The 19,100-nt window shown below is 64.5% G+C and carries 19 protein-coding genes; 8 read left to right on the forward strand and 11 right to left on the reverse strand.

Annotated features, from left to right (window positions below):
- Positions 1-21 precede the first annotated feature (21 nt).
- From fliL to fliF, 7 genes are all read right to left on the reverse strand, one after another.
- Positions 22-507: a flagellar basal body-associated protein FliL gene (gene fliL, locus E0702_RS11015; RefSeq protein ID WP_132043787.1), complete on the reverse strand. Its 486-nt coding sequence runs from the start codon at positions 505-507 to the stop codon at positions 22-24.
- A gap of 199 nt (positions 508-706) precedes the next feature.
- Positions 707-1,999 carry a flagellar hook-length control protein FliK gene (locus tag E0702_RS11020; RefSeq protein ID WP_205741922.1) on the reverse strand — a complete coding sequence of 431 codons (1,293 nt, stop codon included), beginning with the start codon at positions 1,997-1,999 and terminating at the stop codon, positions 707-709.
- A gap of 4 nt (positions 2,000-2,003) precedes the next feature.
- Positions 2,004-2,468: a flagellar export protein FliJ gene (fliJ, locus tag E0702_RS11025; protein WP_132043791.1), complete on the reverse strand. Its 465-nt coding sequence runs from the start codon at positions 2,466-2,468 to the stop codon at positions 2,004-2,006.
- A complete protein-coding gene (gene fliI, locus E0702_RS11030; protein WP_132043793.1) occupies positions 2,465-3,835 on the reverse strand; it encodes a flagellar protein export ATPase FliI in 1,371 nt (456 codons plus the stop codon). The genes fliJ and fliI overlap by 4 nt, the downstream gene beginning before the upstream one ends.
- On the reverse strand, positions 3,822-4,580 hold the full coding sequence (locus E0702_RS11035; protein ID WP_132043795.1) for a flagellar assembly protein FliH: 759 nt from the start codon (positions 4,578-4,580) through the stop codon (positions 3,822-3,824). Before E0702_RS11035 ends, fliI begins: the two co-directional genes overlap by 14 nt.
- A complete protein-coding gene (fliG, locus tag E0702_RS11040) occupies positions 4,573-5,592 on the reverse strand; it encodes a flagellar motor switch protein FliG (protein ID WP_132043797.1) in 1,020 nt (339 codons plus the stop codon). Before fliG ends, E0702_RS11035 begins: the two co-directional genes overlap by 8 nt.
- Complete coding sequence (gene fliF / locus E0702_RS11045) at positions 5,558-7,378, reverse strand: flagellar basal-body MS-ring/collar protein FliF (protein WP_132043799.1); 1,821 nt, start codon at positions 7,376-7,378, stop codon at positions 5,558-5,560. Before fliF ends, fliG begins: the two co-directional genes overlap by 35 nt.
- Positions 7,379-7,595: 217 nt before the next feature.
- On the opposite strand from fliF, the gene fliE reads away from it, so the two are divergent.
- Positions 7,596-7,916 (forward strand): flagellar hook-basal body complex protein FliE, encoded by a 321-nt coding sequence (gene fliE, locus E0702_RS11050; RefSeq protein WP_132043801.1) that lies wholly within the window; start codon positions 7,596-7,598, stop codon positions 7,914-7,916.
- 4 nt (positions 7,917-7,920) lie between these two features.
- Here the strand turns inward: fliE and E0702_RS11055 are convergent, their stop codons facing one another.
- On the reverse strand, positions 7,921-8,289 hold the full coding sequence (locus tag E0702_RS11055) for a flagellar protein FlaG (RefSeq protein WP_132043803.1): 369 nt from the start codon (positions 8,287-8,289) through the stop codon (positions 7,921-7,923).
- Positions 8,290-8,394: 105 nt separating this feature from the next.
- Here E0702_RS11055 and E0702_RS11060 point away from each other — a divergent pair, with 105 nt between their 5' ends.
- The 7 genes from E0702_RS11060 to E0702_RS11090 all read left to right on the forward strand — a co-directional run bounded on the left by E0702_RS11060 (position 8,395) and on the right by E0702_RS11090 (position 17,072).
- Positions 8,395-9,246, forward strand: a complete 852-nt coding sequence (locus tag E0702_RS11060) for a motility protein A (protein ID WP_132043805.1) — start codon at positions 8,395-8,397, stop codon at positions 9,244-9,246.
- The gene (locus E0702_RS11065) at positions 9,239-10,282 is read left to right on the forward strand and encodes an OmpA family protein (RefSeq protein WP_165927521.1); all 1,044 of its coding nucleotides are present in this window, start codon (positions 9,239-9,241) and stop codon (positions 10,280-10,282) included. Before E0702_RS11060 ends, E0702_RS11065 begins: the two co-directional genes overlap by 8 nt.
- An 83-nt stretch (positions 10,283-10,365) precedes the next feature.
- Positions 10,366-12,114 (forward strand): sensor domain-containing phosphodiesterase, encoded by a 1,749-nt coding sequence (locus E0702_RS11070; protein ID WP_165927522.1) that lies wholly within the window; start codon positions 10,366-10,368, stop codon positions 12,112-12,114.
- Positions 12,115-12,156: 42 nt separating this feature from the next.
- On the forward strand, positions 12,157-12,669 hold the full coding sequence (locus E0702_RS11075; protein ID WP_240721720.1) for a molybdopterin-dependent oxidoreductase: 513 nt from the start codon (positions 12,157-12,159) through the stop codon (positions 12,667-12,669).
- A 73-nt stretch (positions 12,670-12,742) separates the two neighbouring features.
- Complete coding sequence (locus E0702_RS11080) at positions 12,743-14,935, forward strand: response regulator (RefSeq protein WP_132043811.1); 2,193 nt, start codon at positions 12,743-12,745, stop codon at positions 14,933-14,935.
- Between the two features lie 159 nt (positions 14,936-15,094).
- On the forward strand, positions 15,095-16,309 hold the full coding sequence (locus E0702_RS11085) for a FliC/FljB family flagellin (RefSeq protein ID WP_132043813.1): 1,215 nt from the start codon (positions 15,095-15,097) through the stop codon (positions 16,307-16,309).
- A 67-nt stretch (positions 16,310-16,376) separates the two neighbouring features.
- Entirely contained in the window at positions 16,377-17,072 is a 696-nt protein-coding gene (locus E0702_RS11090) for a DUF6602 domain-containing protein (protein ID WP_132043815.1), read from the forward strand.
- 75 nt (positions 17,073-17,147) lie between these two features.
- Here E0702_RS11090 and E0702_RS11095 read toward each other — a convergent pair whose 3' ends face one another.
- Genes E0702_RS11095 through E0702_RS11105 form a run of 3 tightly spaced genes read right to left on the reverse strand, consistent with a single transcriptional unit; the run spans position 17,148 to position 19,017 of the window.
- On the reverse strand, positions 17,148-17,468 hold the full coding sequence (locus tag E0702_RS11095; RefSeq protein ID WP_132043817.1) for a hypothetical protein: 321 nt from the start codon (positions 17,466-17,468) through the stop codon (positions 17,148-17,150).
- Between the two features lie 57 nt (positions 17,469-17,525).
- Complete coding sequence (locus tag E0702_RS11100; RefSeq protein WP_132043819.1) at positions 17,526-18,209, reverse strand: OmpA/MotB family protein; 684 nt, start codon at positions 18,207-18,209, stop codon at positions 17,526-17,528.
- Complete coding sequence (locus E0702_RS11105; protein ID WP_132043821.1) at positions 18,202-19,017, reverse strand: motility protein A; 816 nt, start codon at positions 19,015-19,017, stop codon at positions 18,202-18,204. The genes E0702_RS11100 and E0702_RS11105 overlap by 8 nt, the downstream gene beginning before the upstream one ends.
- Positions 19,018-19,100: the final 83 nt, after the last annotated feature.

Here is a 19,100-nt window from a genome sequence, read left to right on the forward strand (position 1 = left end):
ATTACCCTACTGGCTGCACCATCACTGGATGACAAACTCGGTGAAAAGGACTTCCTTCACCTGTGGAGCAGTCAGGCGCTCCGCGAACGGTTCGTCGAACAGCGCCAGGACCTTCTCCGCCAGCGCCTGGCGCCCCCCGCTGGCCAGCAGCGCCTCGTCCTCCTGCTCACCCAGAAGCATCAACAGGCGACTGCGCAGGTGCGGCCGATAGTCCTCGATCTGCTGCTTGCTCTGCTCGTCTGCGACACCCAGAGTGATCACGACATACAGGAGCCGATCATCGTACTGTGAGCTCTGCAGGTTCACGGTGAAGGGCTCCAGGGCCACATAATGCGGTGGTTCCGGAACCGGCTCGGCTGCCGGCATGTCCTCCAGCTCGGAGGCCTGGGTCTTGCCCGACTGGCTCCACAGCACATAGAGGTTGGCGCCACCGGCACCCAACGCCAGCACCAACAGCAGGACCACCAGCATCAGCCCCTTGCGGGAGCTTCCCTTGTTCTTTGCCATTCGCTCGTCGACTCGACTCAACTGTGAAGATCAGGTGGCTGCCAGTATGTGGTGCGCTGCCCTGGCAGCAAGGCGGGAACAGCGCCGGGTAATGGGGCTTTCTTGCTCCTTTGTCCCGGACCGGCCCCCTTGCTTAGGCCAGGGGTCCGACACAGGGCGCCCCATGACGAACCACCAGGTCAAAAAACGCTTCTACCAACTAGGCGTAGAGGTCAACCTTGCCGTCGAGACGAACCGCTGTGGTGTTCGCAGCGAGTGGCTCCGCCCCCGAATCAGTGGCCCCACCCATCGACGCCGCAGTAGCCATACCGGCCCGGCCGGAGTGTCGCTCCTGCTGCTCGGCAAACGACTGTCCCTGCTCCCCGACACTCGTCTCACCGAGCTGGATGCCCTGCTCGGCCAGGGCTTCCCGAAGTTGGGGCAGCGCCATCTCAAGGGCCTGGCGCACCTGGGCATTGGCCGCCAGGAAGTGTGCCTGAGCCCCCTGCTCCGCCACCTTCAGGCTGACGGTGAGCGGGCCAAGCTCGGCCGGGTGCAGGGCGAGTTCCATGCTGTGCTGGCCATGTCGCGTCATCTGAACCATCTGCTGGCCCAGCTGTTGCTCCCACTCAGGCGTCGCGACCGTGGCGGACAGCCAGCCACCGGTCGGCTGTGTGGCCGCCGCGACGGAAGACGATGCGGGAGACATGCTGGCCTGCCCCACCATGGAAGCTGCGGCCGGCAGCGCTGCCCCTTCTCCTCCGATTCCAGCCGCAGGTTGTGCCGAGACAATCGCTTCAAATGAACGCAGCGGCGATGCCTCGGGCGATACGCCGCTGGCGAGCGACGCCACCGGTGCCGGTACGGCATTGACACGCCCACCCCTCGGGACCGACATCCCTTCCGCCATGCGACGATGCTCGAGCAGCTGGCTCAGCAGCGGGGCCGCATCGGAACCGGGTGTACGTAAGCTCTCCGGTAAACCGCCAGCAACCGAGGCCTTCTGAGTGTCATGCAGCGCCTTGGTTGCCGCGACACCGGGCTCGCCAGCCAACCCAGCAGCCACGGCCACCTGCAGCCCCGCCTGAGCAGCCTCGGCGCCCGCGTTCTGCTCGGCCAGATTCTTCATCGACGCCAGGTGGCGGATATCCTCGGTGACACCTGTCGGCACCCCCTGTTCGGGAACCGGGAGCGGCATCAGCGACTCGGGAATCCAGTCCGCTTCCAGGGCCGGCTCATCCAGCGAATCAGTCACTGAACCGGGATCGAGCATCGGATGTCCCGTCGGGGGCGCCGGCATGTCGGCGGCGGAAGTGTTCGGCAAGGCGGCGAGCCGCCCTGCGAGTTCCTGCAACGACGGCTCGGCTGCATGTTCACCGGTCGCCCCGCCCAGGGAGCGCAGCTGCTGGAACACCTCGGCGAAGCTACCCGAGGCTTCGCCTCGGGCGGGCTGGACCGCCACCTTTGCCGGGTTAGCAGAGAGCATCTGTGCCAGGGGAGTAAGCTTGATCACGGCATTAACCCTCGAAGTGTGCCCTGCGGGCACGCAACACGGTTTGCATCGCGATCTCGTCATGCTGACGGCGTTCGCGACGCTCTTGTTGGGCGGCAACGTCACTGGCTCTGCGTTGCGCCAGAGTGTCGTAGCTCGACAGCCGCTGTTGCTGCTGCTGCCACTGTTCGCGGCTTGCCCGAACCCGGCCACGCTGTTCGTCCAGCACCTGCTGGGCACGACACCAGGCATCGTCCAGCGACATCATGAACTGCTGGTAGTTGTAGAGGCGCGTGGTGGTCATACCCTCGCGCATCGCATCCTGGAGGCGTCGTGCGTATTCGTCTCGGTACTGCGCCAGGGCCTCGACCTGTGCCACCACCTGCTGTTCGCTGCGCTGATCGCGTCCCAGCTCGATGGCCGCCTTGTCACGTGCCTCACGGGCAAGCTCGGTCAAGGTATCCAGCGGCGTCTTGGCGGTATGGCTCATGCATTCCCCCCGAACAGCTCTGCCAACTGACGACGGGCCCCTTCAAGGTCCGACACGTCGTTCATGCCCTGCTGAAGGAAGGCCTCCAGGCGCGGATATGCCTGAACGGCCTGATCGAGCAGGGCATCATGACCCGGGCTGTACGCTCCCACGCTGATCAGGTCCCGGTTACGCTGATAGCGAGCGAACAGCTGCTTGAAACGTTGCGCCATCTGCTGCTGACGGTCATCCACCACCGCATTCATGGCCCGGCTGATCGAGGCCTCGATATCAATGGCGGGATAGTGACCAGACTCGGCCAGCGAGCGGGACAGCACCACATGCCCATCGAGGATTGCGCGCGCCGAGTCGGCGATCGGGTCCTGTTGGTCGTCTCCCTCGGTCAGCACGGTGTAGAACGCCGTGATCGAGCCGCTGCCGTGCTCCCCATTGCCGGCCCGCTCCACAAGCGCCGGCAGCTTGGCGAAGACCGACGGCGGATAGCCCTTGGTGGCCGGCGGCTCGCCGATGGCCAGGGCGATCTCGCGCTGGGCCATGGCGTAACGAGTCAGGGAGTCCATGATCAGCAGCACATTGCGGCCGGCGTCGCGGAAGTGCTCGGCCAGCCTTGTGGCATAGGCGGCACCCTGCAGGCGCTGCAGCGGCGAGGTATCCGCGGGGGCCGCCACCACCACGGCACGACGGCGCCCCTCCTCGCCCAGGATATTGTCGATGAAGTCCTGAACCTCTCGCCCACGCTCGCCGATCAACCCCACCACGATCACATCCGCGCGAGTGAAGCGAGCCATCATGCCCAGCAGCACCGACTTACCCACACCGGAACCGGCGAACAGCCCCATGCGCTGACCACGACCGACGCTCAGCAACGCATTGATGGCCCGGATCCCCACATCGATCGGCGCAGCGATCGGCGCCCGCCGCAACGGATTGACCGGCGGTGAGGTAAGGGGCGAGTGCTGGCTCTCGTCAAGTTCACCGAGCCCATCCAGGGGGCGGCCGTTGCCGTCCACCACACGCCCAAGCAGCGCCTCGCCCACCGGGAAACGACGGGCGCTGGCCCGCCCCTCGCCGAGGGGGAAGACCCGCGCCCCGGGCACCAGCCCATGCAGCTGCCCCAGCGGCATCAGATAAACACGCTCGCCTGAGAACCCCACCACCTCAGCCTCGGCGGTCTCCGTCTGCCCCGGCTCGTTGAGCTCGATACGACAGGCGCTACCCAGCGGCAACCGCAGCCCCACGGCCTCCAGCACCATGCCGGTCGCCCGCACGATACGGCCGGACCCACGAAAGCTGGATAGCTGCTCGACCCGCGCCCCGACACGATCGAGCGCAAGCTGCCACTGCCCGATGTGCTCAGCCGCGGACATCACTCTCTCCGTTATCGCTATGCGCTGTGCTGGTGCGCCCGCGGACTTGCGCCCGGATCGACTCCCAGCGAGTCTCCAGGGTGGCGTCAAGCTCGCCACTTCGACTGGTTACCCGACAACCACCCCTCGAGATTGCATCGTCGGGCTGCAGTGCCCAACCGGCGGCCTCAAGCTCGGCGCCCAGCACCTCCTGCACCAGTGACTGATCATCGGGATGCAGCCACAGGCGCGGGTGACCGACCGGCTCAGGCTCGGCATGCAGCAGGGCTCTGACGCTCTCCAACACCTGCTCCGGTGCGGCCTGAAGCGCCTCGCCGGCCAGCTTGCGCCCCACGGTGAGCGCCAAAGTCACCAGGCGGTTGGCAACCTCCTCATCGAGCCGCCCCAGGGCCTGGCTGAAGTTGTCGGCCAGGTCGGCCACCGGCGACAATGCCTCCTTGAGCCTTCTCTCCAGCTCCTCGCTAGCAGCATCACGGGCTTCTGCCCGCCCCTGTGCCATGCCCTCTCGACGCCCCTCCTCCAGGCCCTGGGCGAAGCCGGCCTCATAGCCTTCTTGACGCGCCTGCTCCTGCTCCTTCGCCAGGGCCTTCTCGCGTTCCCGACGCTGATGCTCATCGGCTTGCGCCTGGCTCGCCGCATCGCGAGCCTGAATCTCGGCCTCAGCCTGAGCACGGCGACGCTCAGGCAGCGTAAGCGCCTCCATCTCCCAGCGTCGCCAGGCGCTGCCGTGAGAGCGCTCAGACATAGGTCTCCTCGTTGGTATTCATCATGATCTCGCCGCCATCCAGCATCCGCCGGGCGATCTGCACGATTGCCTTCTGTTCCGCCTCGACCTGGGAGAGACGCATCGGACCCCGCGCATCGATGTCCTCACGCAGCAGCGCGGCGGCACGCTGCGACATGTTGCGGGTGAACTTGTCCAGCACCGCCTCGGGAGCACCCTTGAGCGCCACTACCAGGGAGTTGTTGTCCACCTCGCGCATCAGCAGCTGGATCCCCTGATCGTCGATGTCGAGCAGGTTCTCGAACAGGAACATCTCGTCGACAATATCCTGGGCCAGGTCGTCGCTGTGGGCCCGCACCGACTCGATCACCATCTCCTCGAGCGAGGCATTCATCAGGTTGAGGATCTCGGCGGTGGTCTTCACGCCGCCCATCTTGCTGCGCTTGAGGTGCTGGCCGGCCAGCATGCGATTGAGCACCTCGGTCAGTTCCTGCAGCGCCGCCGGCTGCACGCCGCTGAAGGTCGCGATCCGCAGCACCACGTCATCGCGCAGCTCGTCACTGAACTGCTCCAGCACGCGCGCCGCCTGGGGACGCTCCAGATGAACCAGGATGGTGGCGATGATCTGGGGATGCTCGTCACGGATCAGCTCGGCCACGGCGGAGGCTTCCATCAGGTTCAGGGCATCCAGGCCCGAGCTCGGCCCATGGGAATCCATGATGTCCTCGAGTAGGCTCGACGCCCGCTCGTCGCCCAGCGCCTTGCCGAGCACGTTGCGCAGGTGCTCGGTATCCGCATTCAGGTTGACGGCCCCCAGCGCCTCGGACTCCTTGAAGAAGGTATCCAGCATGGCCTTCATCTCCAGAGCATCGATGTGATCCATCTGGGTCATCATCTGGCTGATGCGCTGAATCTCTCCCGGCGACAGGTGCTTGAAGACCTCTGCCGCCCCATCATCAGGCAGCGACAGCATGAGCATCGCCGCCCGGCGCGCACCGTCACCTTTGCGGTTGATCGTGATCTGGCTCTTCATGCTCATCCTTCTTCAACCAGCTGCGCAGCACCATTGCCACCAGCCGCGGGTCGTCGGCCACCAGGTGATGCAGTTCCTCGAGCTGTTCGGCATAGGGGGAGGCCCGCCGGCGCCGCTCGCGTGCCGCACGGCGCGCGGCCTCTTCTTCACGTCGGGCCTCCTCACTGGCGGCGGCTTGGGCGGCCTGCGACGACTCGCCATCATCGTCCATCTCGGCGTCATCCTCGCCGACGGTCACGTTCACTCGGCTACCCCGTTGCACCGTCTCGCTGCGCGCCAGATGGCGCTTGAGCAGCGGACGCAGCAGCAACCAGTACAGCAGTACCGCCGCCAGGATCACCAACAGATAGCGGGCGAGTCGCATCAGCAGGTGATAGACCTCGGCCGTCTCCCACCAGGCCAGCGGCTGTGCGCTCTCGTCCAGCACGAAGGGGCTGTTGACCACCTCCAGCTGATCGCCACGTGCCGGCGAGAACCCCATGGCCTGGCGCACCAGGCGCTGCACCTGATCCAGCTCCTCCGTCGGCAGCGGTACTACCTCGCTGTCGCCGTCTTCTTCTCCCGGCACTTCGCGGTAATTGACCACTACGGCCACGGAGAGCCGCTCCACCTCACCGAACTGATGGGTGACATGGGCGATGGTGCGATCGACCTCATAGTTGACGATACGGTTCTGGTTGAAGCGCGTGAGACCGGTTGTTTTTTCCTGCGTCTCGCCCTGCACTTCGCCCTCCCCGGGCTCTGCTTCATTCTCCTCCGTGCCGGGAAGCTCGATGGGCGAGGCGGCCGCACCCGGCGGCGTGTTGCTCAAGGCGCCGGGCACACCACCGACCCAGGCCTCGTCGCCGGCAAGGTCTCTGCTGTCCTGAAGGCTGCGTACGCTCGCCGAGCCGGGCTCCTGGTTGGGCGCATAGCGCTCCGAGGTCTCTTCTCGGCGGGTGAAGTCCACCTCGGCGGTGACCTGAGCCTTGACGTTTTGCCGCCCGTAGATGGGGACCAGGATGCGTTCGATGCGCTCCTGGTAGGCCCGCTCAATCTCGCGCACATAGCTCAGGCGGGAACCATCCACCACGTCGTCACCGGCGCCACCCTGGCGAGAGAGCAGGCGCCCTCCCTCGTCGACCACCGTGACATTCTCAGCCGCAAGCTCTGGCACGCTGCTGGCCACCATGTGCACGATGGCATCCACTTGCCCTTCACCCAGCTGCCGGCCCGGTTGCAGGTGGACCACCACCGACGCCTTGGCTGCCTCCCGTTCGCGCACGAACACCGACTGACGCGCCATGGAGAGATGGACACGCGCCCGCATCACCGGCCCCAGCGACTCGATGGAGCGTGTGAGCTCCCCTTCCAGGCTGCGCTGGAAGTTCACCTGCTCGGCGAACTGGCTGATCCCGAAGGCCTGGTTGTCCATCAGCTCGAAGCCGAGGTTTCCGCCACGCGGCAGTCCCTGCTCGGCCAACTGCAGACGCAGCTGATGCACCTGGTCACTCGGCACCAGGATGGCGCGCCCGCCTTCGCTGATCTGGTAGGGCACGCCACGGGTCTGCAGCTCGTTGATCACCTGGCCGCCGTCGGCCTCCTCCAGATTGCTGTAGAGGACACGGTAATCAGGGCTTTGTGCCCACAGCAGCAGGACCACCACCACCGCCAGCACTGCGGCACCGAGCACCAGCAGCGGCACCAGGGTGCTGCCGCGCAGCTGAGCCTGCACGCGCTGCCACGTCGACTGACCGCTCGACGCCTCCTTGTGTTGCGGCTGACTGGCCGAAGCCCCTTCGCTCATCCACGCCTCGTCTCGAATCTCGATCACTGCCCGAACGACAGGCAAAGCTTTGATGGCTGCCATTATCCCTGGCGCCATCTTGAGCAAAGGGGAAATAACGCCACGATTTATGGCGCATTTGCCGGCATACCCGGTTGCGAGTGACTGCTAGCCTTGGCTCACATCCAGAGAACCGCGCCCGGCCAATGCCGCCCGGCGCCCCGTGGGGAGAGGAAACGTGAGCACTGAAGGTATCCAGTCGGCGCTGCAGCAGATGCAGAGCCTGGCCACCCAGGCGAGCACCGCTCCGCGCCTGGACCGCTCCGAAACGGCCCAGGGCGGCTTCGCCAGCGAGCTCCAGGCATCGATCGAGCGCATCAATGCGCTTCAGCAGACGGCACGCACCCAGTCCATGGACTTCCAGGCCGGCAAACCGGGCGTGGCCCTCAACGACGTCGTGGTCGACATGCAGAAGTCCAGCGTGGCCTTCGAGATGGGCGTTCAGGTACGCAACAAGCTGGTCTCGGCCTACCGCGACATCATGAACATGCAGGTGTAGGCGTTCAGGCGCTGGAGGAGAAGAGGATGCCACGCACCTCCTCGAGGCGCTCGGCCAGGCGCAGCGTCTCCTCGGCGGGAATTTGGCGAATCACCTCGCCGGTCTCCTGATCGGTGACCCGCACCACCGGCGGCGAGGATGGCTTCTCGATATGAAACTGGACCCCGTACTGGCGCATCACCGAGTTGATGCGCTGCAGGGGCTCCACCAGCGACTCCGCCGCCACCGCGGGGGCACGCTTGGCGGCCTCGGCCTGTGCCGATCCTGCCGCCGGCAGCTGCTTGAGTACCACTTCCATACGCTGACGCGGCGTCAGCTCGGCCAGGGAGACCGGTAATGTCGAGGACGACACGTTCGAGAGGGGATGGGACATGGCACAACTTCCTTTCGTGAACCCGAAACGCCCTCCGAGCAGACGCGTGGAAGGCTCCGGATACTCTATCGGCTCCATACACTCCAACTTGAGCGGCACCCCGCGATGAATCCATCCACCCTGATCGGTATCGCTGCCAGCCTGCTGCTGCTGGCCGGCGTCCTTATCCTGAGCGTCGACCCGGCAGCCACCTTCCTCAACCTGCCAGGCCTGGTCATCGTGCTGGTCGGCACCCTGGCCGCCGGCTTCATCAGCTATCCGCTGCGTGAGGTGGTACGCGTCACGCGGCTGGTCGCGCTGATCTTTCACCACGAGCGCAGCCAGGCGGAACATGACATCCAGGACCTCGTCCACCTGGCCCGTCTGTGGTGCTCGGGAGACGTACGCGGCGTGGAACGCATGCTGGCGTCCGTTCCCAACCCCTTCCTGCGCACCGGGGTGGAGCTGCTGATCGCCAACACCCCCGAGCAGGAGATCCTCGACCTGCTCCACTGGCGCATCGCCCGGCTCAAGGCACGCGAGCGGGCCGAGGCACAGATCTTCCGCACCCTGGCCCTCTACGCCCCTGCCTTCGGCATGCTGGGCACCCTGGTCGGGCTGGTGAACATGCTGGCCACTCTGGATACCAGCGATATCGGCGTTATCGGTGGGCACATGGCCACCGCCCTGCTCAGCACTTTCTACGGCATCGTGCTGGCCAACCTGATCCTCAAGCCCATCGCGGTGAAGCTGGAGCGACGCACCGAGGAGCGCCTGATCCTGATGAACATGATCCTCGAGGGCATCTCGATGATGTCGCGCCGACGCCTGCCGGCCTTCATCGAGGAGACGTTGCGAGCTTTCATCGTCGACCATCGCGATGAGCTGAGCGACGCACCCGACGGCCCCCCACGCCGGCCGCTGACCACCAGGCCCGAGCGAGAGGCCAATGCTCCCACGGAGTCACCGCATGCCTGAGCGGCACGCCCGGGGGCCGCAGCGGCATGCCCAGATCCTCGCCGACGACCCGAGCGGCGAGAGCCCCATCGGCTGGATGGTGAGCTATCTGGACATGATGACGCTAATGGTGGCCCTCTTCGCGCTGCTACTAGTCAGCCAGGGAGCCACTCGTTTCAATGACGAACCCCTCGCGCCGGTAGCGGCGAAGGGAGAGGCAGCACGCCTTACGAACGGTGCTGTGGCGGCAGCCGGGGCCATCGCCACTCCGCCAGCTGCGCACTCCACGCCGCCACGGCTCACTTCCCAGGCAATCGACGCCGCCACCCAGCTGGCGACACGGACTCGCCACCGCCCGACGGCGCCTCCCGCGCTGTTGGCACGGCCTCGCTGGCAGCCACCGGAGCTGCAGACGTTGATTGCCCGGCGAATCATGGCGACACACACCGCCTCCACAGAGGCAGAGACGGCGCAGGGGAAGACCCGACTCGCGATACAGCTGCAGGATAACCTGACCCCACAGGGCCTGACGGAGGCAAAGGTCGCGGTGGTGCTTGCCGAGGCGCCCCCCGCCAACAGCCACCGGCTCTCGACCACCGCCGTCGAACAGGCACGGCGAATCACCCAGATGGTCGAGGCCCAGCGTGACGAGATCCGCCGGCTGCCGAGCCTCGAGGGCATCGAGGTGACCCGCGTGGCCGAGGGACTCAACCTGCGCATCCAGGATCGCCTGCTGTTTCTCAGCGCCTCCGACGAGCTGACCGAGGCCGGCACCGAGGTGGTGGAGCGTCTGGTCGATATCCTGCAACGCCACGAGGGCACCATCTCGGTGGAGGGGCATACCGACAGCCAGCCCATTCGGACCTCGCGCTTCCCCTCCAACTGGGAGCTATCGTCGGCTCGCGCGCTGGCCATCGTGCACCAGCTCCGCCGAGCCGGCATCGCCATGGAGCGCCTGCGCGCCATCGGCTATGCAGAAACTCGTCCGCTTGCCGATAACGATACTGCGGAAGGACGCGCCCGCAACCGCCGTGTGGAAGTGGTCGTTCATCTGTAGCACCCTGTAGCCGACTAAACATTTGCCCTATCGAGATGCCGATCGAGACCGTACCCAACAACAACATGGACGACACAAGACACATGAACACAGAGGATGCCCTCCGCCAGCTGGCCCAGGCCTTCCAGGAGGTGGGCATCCGCCGCAGCCTCGACCCCTTGGTGGAGTGCCTGACCACGCTCTTCTCGGTCGACTACGCCGCCATCGCCACCGTCGACGGCACCCGCAAGCAGGCCCGCACCGTGGCCTGCTGGGCGCGCAATGCACCGGCCGAGCCACTCTGCTACCCCCTGTCCGGCACCCCGTGCGAGCGTGTGCTGAACCGCACGCCCTGCCTCTACACCAGTGATGTATGCGAGCGCTTTCCCGACGACACCCTGCTGACCGAGATGCAGGTGCAGGGCTACTACGGGGAGCCCATGCTGGCCCCCACCGGGGAGCTGATGGGCCTGATGTCGCTGATGCATACCCGACCACTGCAGCTGCCCGACTTCGCCGAGGAGGTGATGACGCTGGCGGCCGGACAGGCCGGCGCCGAACTGGCCCGCCAGCGAGCCGACAGACAGATCCTGTGGGACAGCGTGACCGGGCTGCCCAACCGGCGGCACTTCATGACTCTGCTGGAGCAGGCCTGCGACGAGGCGCGCCAGGCCAATCAGCCACTGAGCCTGCTGCACCTGGACATCCAGCGCTTCAAGGAGATCAACGACCTGCACGGCCACGAGATCGGCGACCGCCTGCTGGGTGCCTGCGCCGAACGGCTCCAGCAGGCGGCCGAAGGCGAGGAGCGAGTCGCACGCCTGAGCGGCGACGAGTTCAGCGTGCTGCTTCCCCGGCATGCCAACGGCGAACTCTCCGGCGCCATGCGCCGCTATCAGGCGGCGATGGAGAAGCCGATCGACATCGAGAGCCGGCAATTCCAGATGGTGGTGTGTATCGGTGCCGCCAGCTTCCCCTACCACGCCCCCAATGCCCAGCAGCTGCTGCAGGCCAGCGGCATCGCGCTCAACCATGCCAAGCAGGCGCGCCGTCATCGCCGCGTCTTCGATGACGCCATGGCCCGTGCCCTGCAGCGCAAGGAGGCCCTCCAGGCCCGCCTGACCCGGGCGCTGCGTAACCAGCAACTGACACTGCACTTCCAGCCCCAGGTGGATCTTGCCAGCGGCACCCTGACCGGCGCCGAGGCGCTGTGTCGCTGGCACGATGAGGAGTGGGGCTGGGTCAGCCCGGGCGAGTTCATCCCCCTGGCCGAGGAGCGCGGCCTGATCAACCAGCTGGGCCATCAGGTGGTGCGCAGTGCCTGTCGCCAGCTGAAGCAGTGGGAGGCCCAGGAGCGCCACTTTCCCGGACGCCTCTCCATCAACCTCTCGGCACAGCAGCTCGACAACCCCCAGCTGACCAACCAGCTGCTGAGGCTTTCCAACGGCATCCTGCCGCGTCAGCTCGGCTTCGAGATCACCGAGACGGCGCTGATGCGGGCTCCCCAGCAGGCGATTCGCATCACCCGCGAGCTCCAGGGTGTCGGCTTCAGCCTGGCCATCGACGACTTCGGCACCGGCTACTCGTCGCTCAACTACCTCAAGCGCTTCGCCGCCGACACCCTGAAGATCGACATGACCTTCGTCCACGACATGCTCGACAGCAGCCACGACCGAGCGATCGTCTCCACCATCATCGCCATGGCACGCGCCCTGGGCATGAAGACCGTGGCCGAAGGGGTGGAGCGTCGCGAGCACGTCGAGCTGCTGTGCGAGCTGGGCTGCGATCAGGCCCAGGGCTTCTACTACGGTCGCCCTACAGACGCGGACGACTTTGCCGATAGGTGGTTATAGGCCTCTGGCCGTTTCCTGAACCCACCGAATGGCATCGTCACCATGCGCTTTCCAATCCGCTTCCTGCTCCTGCTGCTCGCCCTGCTCCTCGTGGCCCCCGCGGCAAGCCTGGCTGCCCACCTGCCGGTGCCCCAAGGGCCTACCCTGCTGACCGTTACCGGCGAGGTCAGCCACCCCAATGTCGGCGACGAGGTGCACTTCGACCGCCAGATGCTGCGCGAGCTGCCCTGGCACCTCACCGTGACCGACACCCCCTGGCACGACGGCAAGCGGCGCTTCGAGGGCCCGCTGGGCCGCACCCTTCTCGAGGCCGTGGGTGCCCGAGGCGAAGCCCTGCGCGTTACCGCCCTCAACGGCTACGCCGCCACCCTGCCGGTGAGCGACCTCCAGCAGCACGACGTGATCTTCGCCATGGCCATCGATGGCGCCCCGCTGCGCATCCGCGATCACGGACCGCTGTTCATCATCTACCCCTTCGACGACAATCCCGAGCTGCTCAACGAGCGCGTTTTGAATCACTCCGTGTGGCAGGTGAGCCATATCGACGTACGCTGAGCCTGGCCATCAGGGGCCCCGGCGGCACGGGACACGCCGCCGGCATCGACCACCGGGACACGAGGTCCTCATCATGAGACTGCGCCTGCCGCGTTCGCTTCGCTTTCGTATCGCCGCCTTCGCGGCGGTGGTGTTCCTGCTCTCCGCGCTGTTCACCGGTGGCGCCACCTACCATCGCCAGCAGTCCCTCGAGCACCGCATGCTCGAGAACCTGATCTGGGCCGCCTATCAGTTCGACCGTGAGGTGCGTGAGGTGCGCATCGCCCTTGGTGAGGTCGAGGCCGCCGACCCCGCCCCGCTGCTCACCCGGCACGAGATCCTGATCAGCCGCAGCCGGCTGTTCGACCGCGGCAACATCGCCGAGGCGATCCGCCGCGCCCCGGTGCCCGCCGAGGATCTGGATCGCGTACAGGCCCGCGTGGAGACGCTGGATCCGCACATTACCGCGCTGCGCGCGGACCCCAGCCTGCTGACACCGGAGTGGCGTGAGGCGCGGCGCCGCGAGGTGGAGACGCTGCAGCGGCTTACCGAGCAGCTCTTGCTCGATACCAATGCCCACGTGTCGATGATGCGTGCCGAGGAGCGCCAGACCCTCACCCGCCTGTATGCGCTGACCCTGGTGCTGGTGGTGCTGGTGCTCGCCTCCGGCTTGATGCTGGTGGTCGCCTTGATCCGCGAGAGCCGCGAGAGCCATCGCCGCGCCGACCAGCTGGCCAGCCGCGGCAAGGAGCTCAAGGCCGCCCTCAAGCAGGCCGAGGCGGCCAGCCGCGCCAAGTCGGAGTTCATGGCGGTGATGAGCCACGAGATCCGTACCCCGCTCAACGGCGTGGTGGGCATCGCCGACTTGCTGACCGACGAGACCATGAGCAACCGCGCCCTGGGCTATGTCGATACCCTCAAGGAGAGCGCTAACGCCCTGCAGGCGGTTATCAACGACGTGCTCGACTACTCGAAGATCGAGGCCGGCTCGCTGGACCTCGACCGTCGCCCCTTCGACCTGCACGCCTTCATGGACCAGCTCGGCCGGGGCTACACCCTGCGCAATACCACCCGTATCACCTTCCACTTCCAGCGCACACCGGATACGCCCCAGCACGTGGTCGGTGATGTGCACCGCCTGCGCCAGATCCTGATGAACCTGCTCAACAACGCCTTCAAGTTCACCAGCGAGGGGGCGATTACCCTCTCGGTGGCCCCCACCCAGCAGCCCGATGTGCTGCGCTTCGAGGTGGTGGACACCGGGGTAGGCATCGAGCCCGCCGCCCAAGTCAACCTCTTCGCACCCTTCACCCAGGTGGACAGCTCCATCTCCCGCCGCCACACCGGCACGGTCCTCGGGCTCGCCATCTGCCAGCGCCTGGTACACGCCATGGGCGGAGAGATCGGTGTACACAGCCGGCCCGGCCATGGCAGCCGCTTCTGGTTCGAGCTGCCGTTGCCGGAGGCCGAGGCGACGGATGACGCCCATGGCAACGAGGCAAGCCTGCTGCATGGCCGCGTGCTGGTGGTGGAGGACAACGAGATCAACCAGACCCTGGCGCGCACCATGCTCGAGCGACTGGGCCAGTCGGTCACCGTGGCGGCCGATGGCGACGAGGCTTTGAAGGCTCTGGCCGGCGGGCGCTACGACCTGGTGCTGATGGACATGCAGATGCCGCAGCTGGATGGCCTGGAGACCACCCGCCGCTGGCGCAGCCGCGAGAGCGGGCCGCGCCTGCCGATCGTCGCCATGACCGCCAACGTCATGCCGGAGGATCGCGAGCGCTGCCTGACCGTGGGCATGGACGGCATCATCAGCAAGCCCTTCACCCGCGCCGACCTGCGCCGCATCCTGCTGCAGCACGCCACCCTCGGCGCCTCCTCCGATACCGAGCAGGAGGACGCGCCACCACCGCACGCCGAAGACCAAAGCGCCCTGGAGAGCGAGGTGCTGGACCAGGCCACCTGCGAGGAGCTACGCGAGACCCTGGAGGAGGACGCCCTGGAGGGGCTGCTGGAGACCTACCTGCAGCGCCTGCCTGCCCGTTGCGAGCGCCTGCAGGAGCTGCTGGCCGAGGGCGAGCGGGAAACTCTGGCCCAGGAAGCCCACTCCCTGAAGAGCGCCTCCGCCTCGCTGGGCTGCCGGGCGCTGGCCGATGCCGCCCATGAGCTGGAACTGGCCAGCCGCGACGAGCCCGAGGCAGCACTGGGCGCGAGGCTGGCGACCCTGGCGACCCTCAGCGAGCACACCGAGCGCGCACTCAGGGTCGCCGGGCTGGTGGCTTGACCGAAGGCAACGATTTTTTCATGGAGAGGCTAAAGTCCCGGCCGATTCGGCCGTTAAACAGAGTAACGGCCCGGGGCCGTTATGGAGGAGCGGCAGCCACGCATGGCATCGGTGCCGCCCCACCATTCAGAGCCTTCAACGAACCGAAAGGACACCGCCATGTCAGTCATCAACACCAACATCACGTCGCTGATCGGTCAGCAGAACCTGATGAAGTCTCAGAACGCCCTGCAGACTTCCATGGAGCGTCTCTCCTCGGGCCTGCGTATCAACAGCGCTAAGGATGATGCCGCCGGTCAGGCCATCGCCAACCGCATGAGCGCCCAGATCACCGGCCTCGGCCAGGCACAAAGAAACGCCAACGACGGCATCTCCGTAGCCCAGACCGCCGAAGGTGCGCTCAATCAGGTCAACGATAACCTGCAGCGGATTCGTGAACTCTCTGTGCAGGCCCAGAACGGCACCAACAGCCAGGAAGACCTGAAATCTATTCAGGCTGAAATCCAGCAGCGCCTCGGTGAAATCGATCGTATTTCTGAGGAGACTGATTTCAATGGAACAAAAGTTCTAGAAAGCAACCAGGATCTTAAAATTCAGGTTGGTGCTAATGACGACGAAGCTATCACTATCAACCTCCAGAAAATTGATGCCAGCTCCCTAGGACTCAGCACGTTCAACATTAGCGGCGCTATTGGCAATGTTGCTGACATTGACGGGGATGCAGCCAAGCTTGCTTACGGCGAAAAAACTGGCGTTACTTCAGCAAGTGTAGCAGTTACTGGTGGAACCGATAATGATTGGCAGACCAAGCTGGGGCTTAGCAATGCACCGGGAGGAACTACTTCTGTTACAGCCAAAGTTGTTTCTGATGAAAACAACAACTGGTTTGTTGAAACCACTCTAAGTGACATTACGGACCCTGCTGATAAAGCACGCATGGAAGAGCTGGGCTTTACAGAAGACCCAAACACTGCTGGATCTTACAAAATTTACATGTCAGTAGATCCGCAGGATGCTGATACCACAACAACAGCGACTGCGGCTGCTTTTGACGTTGACCTCTCAGACTATAGCCTTGATCAACTTGCATCCGGAGCAACAACTGACCCACTGGCAACTCTGGATACTGCGCTGAGCAAGGTCGACACACTGCGCTCTGATCTGGGTGCCATCCAGAACCGTTTCGAGTCTGCCATCACCAACCTGCAGACCAACGAGACCAACCTTGCCGCTGCCCGTTCTCGTATCGAGGACGCCGACTACGCCGTGGAAGTGGCCAACATGACCCGCGCTCAGATCCTGCAGCAGGCAGGTACTTCCGTCCTCGCTCAGGCCAACCAGGTGCCGCAGTCCGTGCTATCGCTGCTGGGTTAAGCCTGACCATAAGGGTACGGCAATAAGTAACGACGGGGCCGAAAGGCCCCGTTTTTTAGAGGATATTATGTTTGACAAAATTTTTTCATCCAAGGTTGAGCAACTTTGGAGCCTTTACAATGCCACAACTGAAATTTCACACCCTGGGGAAAAGGGAGCTTTCAGGGAGCTATTTGTCAGAAGTCTAATTACATCCATAATCCCATTCCACTATGGCGTTGGCAGCGGAACTGTAGTAGACAAATGGGGAAGGCAAAGCCCTCAAATCGATCTAATTATATATGACAAAAGGCTGCTTCCTCCACTACTGGAAGAAGTCGGCCATGGCGTATACCCATTCGATTCTGTATTAAGGCTAATAGAAGTAAAAAGCACCCTAAAGAAATCCGACTTCAACCAACTGGAGAAAATTTGCAAATCAGTTTGCCCCAGCAACCCAAATGGACTAAAAATGGCATCCAAGGGAAACCTTCCTGGCGGAAGCTCTAACTACCCATTCACCTCACTTATTGCCTACAACACAAAAATATCAGACATAAAACGCACAGTAACAGAACAGCACCCATCACTTGAAAAGCACATTTCTCAAACGTGCGTACTAACAAAAGGCATATATAAGGGCGACACCAAGATAATGATACCAAGTAGCGACATGATCCAGAACACAAAGATCTTTCTCACCATCCTTCTTGGCGCTATTGAAAAGACTGCGATGTCACGGTCTGAATTTAATGTTGCAGACTGGATGTTTAGAGAAAAATAAAAGCATCGTCAAACCATCTGAAAAACCCGACACGAACCTTCAGCGGCTTAATTGATTGAGTTCAGGGTTTGTCGGCTACCTCACCTGACTCAACCCAACCCCACGGTGCATGGCGAGGCGGGTAATCGCCTGGCGACGCTCATACTGCGCCAGCCTGGTTGCCTCGAGCCGGCGAGGGAGGAAGGCCAGCTCCACCACGCCCCAGCCCAGCAGCACGCAGAGCGCCCAGAAAGGTAAAGGCAGGGCACTCCCGACGAGCTGAAACCCCAGGTAGGCCAGACTGCCGAGCAGAAGCCCCCACAGCCACTGGGGCAGGCCGAAGAAGCGCGAACCGCGCAGCAGGTCGCGGCGCAGCGCCTCGAGTGAGGGCGCATTGGGGGGTGGAAGTTCCGACATAGGTGCATCCAGCCAGGTTTGATGACTCAGGCTCTATCGGCAGAAACGGCCGCGGCTTTAGCGCTCGTGCAGCACCAGTGCCACCCGCCGGTTGGCGGCGCGCCCTTCGGCCGTGTCGTTGTCGCCCAACGGCCGGGTATCGGCATAGCCGATGGCACGTAGTCGCTCCGCCGGTACGCCCAGTTCCTGCAGGTGGCGAAGCACCGCAATTGCGCGCGCTCCGGAAAGCTCCCAGTTGGAGGGGAAGCGAGCCGTGGCGATCGGCACGCTATCGGTATGGCCCTCCACCGAGATGCTGCCCTCGAAGGCCAACAGCAGCCCATTGAGGCGACTCAGCAGCGCCCTTCCCGCTGCAGTCAACTGCGCCTGGCCACTGCCAAACAGCAGGGTATCGTCGATGCGCAGGGTCACGCCCTCCTGCCCGCGGCTCATGGCGATACCGTCGGGCAACCGCCCTTCCAGCTCAGGCAGCAAGCCGCTACGCCGCGGCAACGCCTCGCTCACCTGCGTTGCTGCCTGGCTGGAACGCTGTGCCACCTCGAAAGGCACCGGTTTCGTCACGGCTCCGCCCTGGCCATCACCGTCGCCCATGCCATTGCCGGCAAGCGACAGCAGCAGCACGAAGAGAGTGATCAGCAGCGTCAACACATCCAGGTAGCTCAGCAACCAGCTTTCGCCACCCTCCCCATCCTGGCCCTGGCCGGGTAGCAGGTCCTGATGCTGGCGGTGCGGCTTAGCCATGCTGGCTGGCCTCATCGCTGCTGCGTGGCACCACGCTGGGATCATGGATCTCATCATGATGGTGGGCGATGAAGGAGTTCAGCGTCTCCTCGATGAAGGAGGGCAACCGCCGCTTGGTGATCAACGAGATGCCCTCCAGCACCATGTTCATGGCGATCAGGCGCTCCTCGGTGCGCCGCTCCAGCTTCACCGCAATAGGCTTGAACACCAGGTTGGCCAGCAGGATGCCGTAGAAGGTGGTGAGCAGCGCCACCGCCATGCGCGGGCCGATCACCTCGATCTCGCCGGCCTGCATCACCTCCAGCATATTGATCAGCCCCACCAGGGTGCCCAGCATGCCGAAGGCCGGCGCGTAGGTGGCCATGGTGCGGAAGATCTGCGCCTCGGCGTGCTCGCGGGCCTTCAGGCGGGCGATGCGCCAGCGCAGCAGGTCGAGGATCTCCTCCTCCGGCGTGTTGGCGATGACCAGCTGGAGCCCGGTGCGCAGGAAGGGGTTGCGGGTATGCTCCAGTGCCTCTTCCACGGAGCGCACGTCGCCCTTGAACCACAGCCGTGCCATCGCCACCAGCTCGGCGATATCATCGCGGGTGTAGGTGTTCTCGCGCCGGAATACCAGGCCCACCAGCCGCGTCACCCGCAGCACCTCGCGCAGCGGATAGCTGATGAAGGTGGCGGCCAGGGTGCCGGTCACCACGATGGCAAGGCCAGGCAGATTGAGAAAGCTATGGGGGGATTCGGCGGTGAAGAACAATACGCTGGCCAGCAGCACGATGCTGGCCACGATGCCGATCAGGGTGGAGGGGTTCATGGCGTGTCCTTGCCGGCAGCGGGTGAAGGGGCGTGATCCGAACGGGATATCGGCCGCCTCTCTTCATCCTTGAAGGCTTCCCG

Source organism: Halomonas marinisediminis, assembly GCF_004347715.1.
Taxonomy (GTDB): Bacteria; Pseudomonadota; Gammaproteobacteria; order Pseudomonadales; family Halomonadaceae; genus Halomonas; species Halomonas icarae.

Excerpts from the sequence above, each read along its gene's own strand:
- E0702_RS11085 (WP_132043813.1), top strand. The coding sequence starts at position 15,095 with ATGTCAGTCATCAACACCAACATCACGTCGCTGATCGGTCAGCAGAAC.
- fliI (WP_132043793.1), bottom strand. The coding sequence starts at position 3,835 with ATGTCCGCGGCTGAGCACATCGGGCAGTGGCAGCTTGCGCTCGATCGT.
- fliL (WP_132043787.1), bottom strand. The coding sequence starts at position 507 with ATGGCAAAGAACAAGGGAAGCTCCCGCAAGGGGCTGATGCTGGTGGTC.
- E0702_RS11090 (WP_132043815.1), top strand. The coding sequence starts at position 16,377 with ATGTTTGACAAAATTTTTTCATCCAAGGTTGAGCAACTTTGGAGCCTT.
- E0702_RS11060 (WP_132043805.1), top strand. The coding sequence starts at position 8,395 with ATGAATCCATCCACCCTGATCGGTATCGCTGCCAGCCTGCTGCTGCTG.
- E0702_RS11065 (WP_165927521.1), top strand. The coding sequence starts at position 9,239 with ATGCCTGAGCGGCACGCCCGGGGGCCGCAGCGGCATGCCCAGATCCTC.
- E0702_RS11095 (WP_132043817.1), bottom strand. The coding sequence starts at position 17,468 with ATGTCGGAACTTCCACCCCCCAATGCGCCCTCACTCGAGGCGCTGCGC.
- E0702_RS11035 (WP_132043795.1), bottom strand. The coding sequence starts at position 4,580 with ATGTCTGAGCGCTCTCACGGCAGCGCCTGGCGACGCTGGGAGATGGAG.
- E0702_RS11080 (WP_132043811.1), top strand. The coding sequence starts at position 12,743 with ATGAGACTGCGCCTGCCGCGTTCGCTTCGCTTTCGTATCGCCGCCTTC.
- E0702_RS11070 (WP_165927522.1), top strand. The coding sequence starts at position 10,366 with ATGAACACAGAGGATGCCCTCCGCCAGCTGGCCCAGGCCTTCCAGGAG.
- E0702_RS11075 (WP_240721720.1), top strand. The coding sequence starts at position 12,157 with ATGCGCTTTCCAATCCGCTTCCTGCTCCTGCTGCTCGCCCTGCTCCTC.
- E0702_RS11105 (WP_132043821.1), bottom strand. The coding sequence starts at position 19,017 with ATGAACCCCTCCACCCTGATCGGCATCGTGGCCAGCATCGTGCTGCTG.
- fliJ (WP_132043791.1), bottom strand. The coding sequence starts at position 2,468 with ATGAGCCATACCGCCAAGACGCCGCTGGATACCTTGACCGAGCTTGCC.
- fliF (WP_132043799.1), bottom strand. The coding sequence starts at position 7,378 with ATGAGCGAAGGGGCTTCGGCCAGTCAGCCGCAACACAAGGAGGCGTCG.
- fliG (WP_132043797.1), bottom strand. The coding sequence starts at position 5,592 with ATGAAGAGCCAGATCACGATCAACCGCAAAGGTGACGGTGCGCGCCGG.
- E0702_RS11100 (WP_132043819.1), bottom strand. The coding sequence starts at position 18,209 with ATGGCTAAGCCGCACCGCCAGCATCAGGACCTGCTACCCGGCCAGGGC.
- E0702_RS11055 (WP_132043803.1), bottom strand. The coding sequence starts at position 8,289 with ATGTCCCATCCCCTCTCGAACGTGTCGTCCTCGACATTACCGGTCTCC.